Here is a 6,578-nt window from a genome sequence, read left to right on the forward strand (position 1 = left end):
TAGGTCACCGTTTGCTTTTGATGATGGTGCCAAGGCCTTGCAGGTAGGCCACCAATGCGTCCATTTCAGTCTTGCCCTTCACGGCTGCAGCGGCACCGGCGATGTCTTCGTCGGTGTAGGGCACGCCCAGGGTGCGCAAGACTTCCATCTTCTTCGCGGTGTCCTTGCCGTCGAGCTTGTTTTCCACGAGGAACGGGTACGCCGGCATTTTCGACTCAGGCACCACGTTGCGCGGGTTGTACAAGTGCGCACGCTGCCAGTCATCGGAGTAACGCCCGCCGACACGGGCCAGGTCCGGGCCGGTGCGCTTGGAACCCCACAGGAACGGGTGGTCCCATACGCTTTCGCCGGCAACCGAGTAGTGGCCGTAGCGTTCGGTCTCGGCGCGGAACGGGCGGATCATCTGCGAGTGGCAGCCGACACAGCCGTTGGCGATGTAGACGTCGCGGCCTTCCAGTTCAAGCGCGGTGCGCGGCTTCATGCCTTCGACCGGCTTGTTGGTCACGTCCTGGAAAAACAGCGGGACGATCTGGGTCAGGCCGCCGATGCTCACGGCGATGACCATGAAGAAGGCCAGCAGGCCGATATTCTTCTCGACTACTTCATGCTTCATCAGTGGGCTCCCACAACGGCGATCTTGGCGGCGGCTTCGGCTTCTGCAGGGTCGGAGGCACGCACGGTGCGCCAGACGTTGTAGGCCATGAACAGCATGCCGGCGGCAAAGAACGTACCGCCCAGGGCGCGGACGATGTAGCCCGGGTGGCTGGCTTGCAGCGCTTCGACGAAGGAGTAGGTGAGGGTGCCGTCATCGTTGATCGCACGCCACATCAGGCCCTGGGTGATGCCGTTGACCCACATCGAGGCGATGTAGAGCACGGTGCCGATGGTGGCCAGCCAGAAGTGCGTGTTGATCAGCCCGACGCTGTGCATCTGCGCACGGCCGAACAGTTTCGGGATCATGTGGTACAGCGCGCCGATGGAGATCATCGCCACCCAGCCGAGGGCGCCGGCATGAACGTGGCCGATGGTCCAGTCGGTGTAGTGGGAGAGCGAGTTGACGGTCTTGATCGCCATCATCGGCCCTTCGAAGGTCGACATGCCGTAGAACGCCAGCGAGACCACGAGAAAGCGCAGGATCGGGTCGGTGCGCAGCTTATGCCAGGCGCCCGACAGGGTCATCATGCCGTTGATCATGCCGCCCCAGCTCGGGGCCAGGAGGATGATCGACATCGCCATGCCCAGCGACTGCGCCCAGTCCGGCAGCGCGGTGTAGTGCAGGTGGTGCGGGCCGGCCCAGATGTACAGGGTGATCAGCGCCCAGAAGTGCACGATGGACAGGCGGTACGAGTAAATAGGACGTTCGGCCTGTTTCGGCACGAAGTAGTACATCATCCCGAGGAAACCGGTGGTCAGGAAGAAACCCACGGCGTTGTGGCCGTACCACCACTGGATCATCGCATCCGTCGCCCCGGCGTAGGCCGAGTAGGACTTGAACAGGTTCACCGGCAACGAAGCGTGGTTGACGATGTGCAGCATCGCCGTGACCAGGATGAAGGCACCGTAGAACCAGTTACCGACATAGATGTGCTTGGTCTTGCGCTTGACGATGGTGCCGAAGAACACCACCGCATAGGTCACCCAGACGATGGCGAGCAGGATCGCGATCGGCCATTCCAGCTCGGCGTATTCCTTGGTGGTGGTGTAGCCCAGCGGCAGGGTGACGATGGCGCTGACGATGACCGCTTGCCAACCCCAGAAGGTGAAGGCCGCGAGACTGTCGGAGATCAGTCGCGTCTGGCAGGTGCGCTGCACGACATAGTAGGAGGTGGCAAACAATGCACATCCGCCGAAGGCGAAAATCACCAGGTTGGTGTGCAGCGGGCGCAGGCGGCCGAAGGTCGTCCAGGGCAAGCCGAAATTCAATTCCGGCCAGACCAGTTGCGAGGCGATGAACACCCCGAGCCCCATGCCAAGGATCCCCCAGACCACCGTCATGATGGCGAACTGGCGGACTACCTTATAGTTATAAGCAGTCGGACTGATTGCTGTGCTCATTCTAAGGTTCCACGGTTTAGGTTTTTTTATAGGTAAAATCGGCCGCAAGTATGTAGAAAGCGAGGGGCCATTGCAACGCAATGACTGACCTGTATCAATGCGTTCCACGCCAGATTCTGCGCCCTTTCCATGTTTTGCGTAGGGACAAAATCCGAAATCGAAAGCTGATCGAGTGGACAAGAATTTTCACAGGCCGCAGCGGGCAACGCCGTGCGCTCTGAACCGGTCCACTGTGCAAGGAAGCGTAGACCCGATTGGCAGGGGGGGAAAGTGGTGCTTTGGAAGGGTGTGACGAACTGCCGCAGAGCGGCAGCCATAAGCGGCAAGTTGCATGCCGCAGGAAAAACGGCTGCAAGATCCAAGTTGCGAACTCTTCTCTTGCAGCCTGAAGCTTGAAGCTTCCCGCTCACCGGCTGCTATTGATGGGACAGGCTATACACGTATGCCGCCAGCAGGTGCACCTTGTCATTACCCTGCAGCACTTCCTGTGCTGGCATCTGGCCTTGCCGGCCGTGACGGATGGTCTGCTGCAACTGCGCGAGGCTGGTGCCGTAGATATAGCCGGCCGGTTTGGTCAGGTCAGGCGCGCCCATCGCTTCCATGCCGTGGCCTTGCGGACCGTGGCAGGCGACACAGGTGGTGTTGAACGCGGTTTGGCCCGCAGCCAGGTCGGCACTGCTGTCGGCCGGCAAGGGCAACTTGGCCAGGTCGTGACGCACATAGGCGGCGACGTTTTTCACCCCCTCGTCACCCAGCATGTCACCCCAGGCCGGCATCGCCGCGTGGCGGCCGTTGAGGATGGTGGTCTTGATCGCCTCGGCCGAACCGCCCCAGCGCCAGATGTTGTCGGCCAGGTTCGGGAAGCCGAACGCGCCCTTGGCATCCGAGCCGTGGCACACCGCGCAGTTGGAGGCGAACAGGCGTGCGCCCATCTTCAACGCCTGCGGGTCCTTGGCGACCTCTTCCAGCGGCATAGCCGAGAATTTGGCGAAGATCGGCCCGAACTTGGCGTCGGCCCTGGCCATTTCCTTGTCCCATTCCTTGGTCTGGGTCCAGCCGTCTTCATAGCCCGGCAGCACACCTTTCCAGTTGCCCAGGCCCGGGTAGAGGATCAGGTAGCCGACGGCAAACACCAGGGTGCCGGCGAACAGCATGAACCACCACTGGGGCAGTGGGTTGTCGTATTCCTCGATGCCATCGAAGGCGTGGCCCATCGTCTGGTCGACGCTGCCCTTGGTCTCGCCCTTGCGGGTGCCGATCAACAGCCAAGTCAGGCCGATCAGGCTGCCGAGGGTCAGTACGCAGATCCATGTACTCCAGAATAGGGTCATGGCCGGTTGCTCCTTGTTGCAGGCTCTTCTTGAGCGTCGGATGGAGTGGGTTCATCGGCAAAGGGCAGCAGGCGCGCCTGCTCGAATTCCGCATTGCGCCGGTTGTTGAACACCCACAGCGACAAGCCGATAAAGGCGATGGCGACCACCAGCGTGCCGAGGCCGCGGATCGTGCCTGCATCGAATTCAAATCCCATGGCTCACCTCTTGCTCTTGATGGCGGTGCCGAGCACTTGCAGGTACGCCACCAGGGCGTCCATCTCGGTCTTGCCCTTGAGGCTGGCGACCGCACCACTGATGTCGTCGTCGGTGTACGGCACGCCGAGGGTGCGCATCACTTTCAACTTGGTCTCGGTGTGGCTGCTGTCGACGGCGGCGGTGACCAGCCACGGATAAGCCGGCATCTTCGACTCGGGCACCACGTTGCGCGGGTTGTACAAGTGCGCGCGGTGCCAGTCGTCGGAGTAGCGTGCGCCGACGCGCGCCAGGTCCGGGCCGGTGCGCTTGGAACCCCACAGGAACGGGTGGTCCCACACGCTTTCGCCGGCGACCGAGTAGTGGCCGTAGCGTTCGGTCTCGGCGCGGAATGGGCGGATCATCTGCGAGTGGCACTGTACGCAGCCTTCGCGGATGTAGATGTCGCGGCCTTCCAGTTGCAGCGCGGTATAGGGCTTCATGCCCTCGACCGGCTTGTTGGTCACGTCCTGGAAGAACAGCGGGACGATCTGGGTCAGGCCGCCGATGCTCACGGCGAGCACCATGAGCAGCATCAACAGGCCGACGTTCTTTTCAATCGTTTCGTGTTTCATCACAGACTCCTCAGGCCAGCTGCGCAGTGGTGGCGGCTTCGGCGGGTTGCGCCGAGCGCACGGTGCGCCATGTGTTGTAAGCCATCAGGAACATGCCGCTGAGGAACACCGCACCGCCTACCAGCCGCACGATGAAGCCAGGGTGGCTGGCCACTAGGGTTTCGACGAAGGAGTAGGTCAGGGTGCCGTCTTCGTTGACCGCACGCCACATCAGGCCCTGGGCGATGCCGTTGACCCACATCGAGGCGATGTAGAGCACGGTGCCGATGGTGGCCAGCCAGAAGTGCGCGTTGATCAGGCCGAGGCTGTACATCTGCTCGCGACCGAAGATTTTCGGGATCATGTGGTACAGCGCGCCGATGGAGATCATCGCCACCCAGCCGAGGGCGCCGGCGTGTACGTGGCCGATGGTCCAGTCGGTGTAGTGGGAGAGGGCGTTGACGGTCTTGATCGCCATCATCGGGCCTTCGAAGGTCGACATGCCGTAGAACGCCAGGGAGACCACCAGGAAGCGCAGGATCGGGTCGCTGCGCAACTTATGCCAGGCGCCCGACAGGGTCATCATGCCGTTGATCATGCCGCCCCAGCTCGGTGCCAGCAGGACCAGCGACATCACCATGCCCAGCGACTGTGCCCAGTCCGGCAGCGCGGTGTAGTGCAGGTGGTGCGGGCCGGCCCAGATGTACAGGGTGATCAGCGCCCAGAAGTGCACGATGGACAGGCGATAGGAGTACACCGGACGCTCGGCCTGCTTGGGCACGAAGTAGTACATCATCCCCAGGAAGCCCGCAGTGAGGAAAAAGCCTACCGCGTTGTGTCCGTACCACCACTGCACCATGGCATCCGTCGCACCGCCGTACAGCGAGTAGGACTTGGTCAGGCTGACCGGGATTTCCAGGTTGTTGACGATGTGCAGGATGGCCACGGTGATGATGAACGCACCGAAGAACCAGTTGCCGACGTAGATGTGCTTGGTGTTGCGCTTCATCACCGTGCCGAAAAACACGACGGCGTAGGCCACCCAGACGATGGTGATGAGGATGTCGATCGGCCATTCCAGCTCGGCGTATTCCTTGGAACTGGTGTAGCCCAGCGGCAGGGTGATCGCGGCCAGCAGGATCACCAATTGCCAGCCCCAGAAGCAGAACGCGGCGATTTTCGGCGCGAACAGCTGCGTCTGGCAGGTGCGTTGCACCGAGTAGAAGGAGCTGGCGAACAGCGCACAGCCGCCGAAGGCGAAGATCACCGCGTTGGTGTGCAGCGGGCGCAAGCGGCCGAAGCTGGTCCAGGGCAGGTCGAAGTTGAGCGCAGGCCAAACCAATTGGGCAGCGAGAAAAACCCCGAGCCCCATGCCGACGATGCCCCACACCACCGTCATAATGGCGAATTGGCGGACCACCTTGTAGTTATAGGCGGTACTTAAAGTAGTGTTCATGGTTCCCCATCCACGGTTCAACCCAAGCAGATGCGGCACTTGGGCTGGAGTTATAGGCAGACTAAAAAGCGAGGCAAGCATGGGCAAAGAGCACAAGGCCAGTATTGACGGGGATCAATGGGCGCACTGTGTGCGCGAACGCGGCTGGCTGTGGGATGTCGCGGCGGGCGAGGCGTCGGGGGCACCTGTCACGTTGATCCTGGCCCACGGCGCCGGCGCACCGATGGACTCATCGTTCATGAACGACATGGCTGCACGCCTTGCCGGGCACGGCGTGAACGTGTTGCGCTTCGAATTTGCGTACATGGCCCAGCGCCGGGTGGACGGCGTTAAACGCCCACCGAACCCGGCGCCGAAACTGCTGGAGGCGTGGCGTGAGGTGCATGCCGAGGTGCGACGTCATGTCGCTGGGAAACTGGCGATTGGCGGCAAATCCATGGGCGGGCGGATGGCCAGTTTAGTCGCGGATGAACTGGGCGCCGATGGGCTGGTGTGCCTGGGTTATCCGTTTTATGCGGTGGGCAAGCCAGAGAAGCCACGGGTCGAGCATTTGGCCGGGCTGAAGACGCCAACCCTGATCGTGCAGGGCGAGCGCGATGCGCTGGGCAATCGGGCGGCGGTGGAGGGGTATGGCCTGTCGCCGAGCATCGAGGTGATGTGGCTGGTGGCGGGGGATCATGACTTGAAGCCGTTGAAGGCATCGGGGTTCAGTCATGAGCAGCATCTGGAGGCGGCGGCGGTGCGGGTGGCTGAGTTTATCGGCGCCCGCTAGGGCCTCATCTCAAGCAACCCTGTGATGGGTCGAGTTGTAAGGTGTGGTCAGCCCGCGTGTAACTGGTGGGATATGTCTGACAGCTCTTCACAATTGGCAATGTCGGATGCCTCTGGATTATCCCCGCGCTATTGAAGTGCCAGTTTACAGCTTCCTAGGATTGCGTCAGTCCCACC

7 protein-coding genes are annotated in these 6,578 nt (G+C 61.9%); 1 reads left to right on the plus strand and 6 read right to left on the minus strand.

What is annotated here, in order from left to right; all coding sequences use genetic code 11:
• Nucleotides 1-4: 4 nt before the first annotated feature.
• From ccoO (NTD80_RS05555) to ccoN (NTD80_RS05580), 6 genes are all read right to left on the minus strand, one after another.
• Nucleotides 5-613 carry a cytochrome-c oxidase, cbb3-type subunit II gene (ccoO, locus tag NTD80_RS05555; protein ID WP_003193167.1) on the minus strand — a complete coding sequence of 203 codons (609 nt, stop codon included), beginning with the start codon at nucleotides 611-613 and terminating at the stop codon, nucleotides 5-7.
• Nucleotides 613-2,055: a cytochrome-c oxidase, cbb3-type subunit I gene (gene ccoN / locus NTD80_RS05560; protein WP_065909606.1), complete on the minus strand. Its 1,443-nt coding sequence runs from the start codon at nucleotides 2,053-2,055 to the stop codon at nucleotides 613-615. Before ccoN (NTD80_RS05560) ends, ccoO (NTD80_RS05555) begins: the two co-directional genes overlap by 1 nt.
• 416 nt (nucleotides 2,056-2,471) lie before the next feature.
• Nucleotides 2,472-3,386: a cytochrome-c oxidase, cbb3-type subunit III gene (ccoP, locus tag NTD80_RS05565; RefSeq protein WP_065909608.1), complete on the minus strand. Its 915-nt coding sequence runs from the start codon at nucleotides 3,384-3,386 to the stop codon at nucleotides 2,472-2,474.
• Entirely contained in the window at nucleotides 3,383-3,583 is a 201-nt protein-coding gene (locus NTD80_RS05570; RefSeq protein ID WP_065909612.1) for a cbb3-type cytochrome oxidase subunit 3, read from the minus strand. The genes ccoP and NTD80_RS05570 overlap by 4 nt, the downstream gene beginning before the upstream one ends.
• A gap of 3 nt (nucleotides 3,584-3,586) precedes the next feature.
• Entirely contained in the window at nucleotides 3,587-4,195 is a 609-nt protein-coding gene (gene ccoO, locus NTD80_RS05575; protein WP_038847986.1) for a cytochrome-c oxidase, cbb3-type subunit II, read from the minus strand.
• A 10-nt stretch (nucleotides 4,196-4,205) separates the two neighbouring features.
• Entirely contained in the window at nucleotides 4,206-5,630 is a 1,425-nt protein-coding gene (ccoN, locus tag NTD80_RS05580; protein WP_262132547.1) for a cytochrome-c oxidase, cbb3-type subunit I, read from the minus strand.
• 79 nt (nucleotides 5,631-5,709) lie between these two features.
• Here ccoN (NTD80_RS05580) and NTD80_RS05585 point away from each other — a divergent pair, with 79 nt between their 5' ends.
• Nucleotides 5,710-6,402, plus strand: a complete 693-nt coding sequence (locus tag NTD80_RS05585) for an alpha/beta family hydrolase (RefSeq protein ID WP_262132549.1) — start codon at nucleotides 5,710-5,712, stop codon at nucleotides 6,400-6,402.
• Nucleotides 6,403-6,578: the final 176 nt, after the last annotated feature.

It is taken from the genome of Pseudomonas sp. 13B_2.1_Bac1 (genome assembly GCF_025466155.1).
Taxonomy (GTDB): domain Bacteria; phylum Pseudomonadota; class Gammaproteobacteria; order Pseudomonadales; family Pseudomonadaceae; genus Aquipseudomonas; species Aquipseudomonas aylmerensis.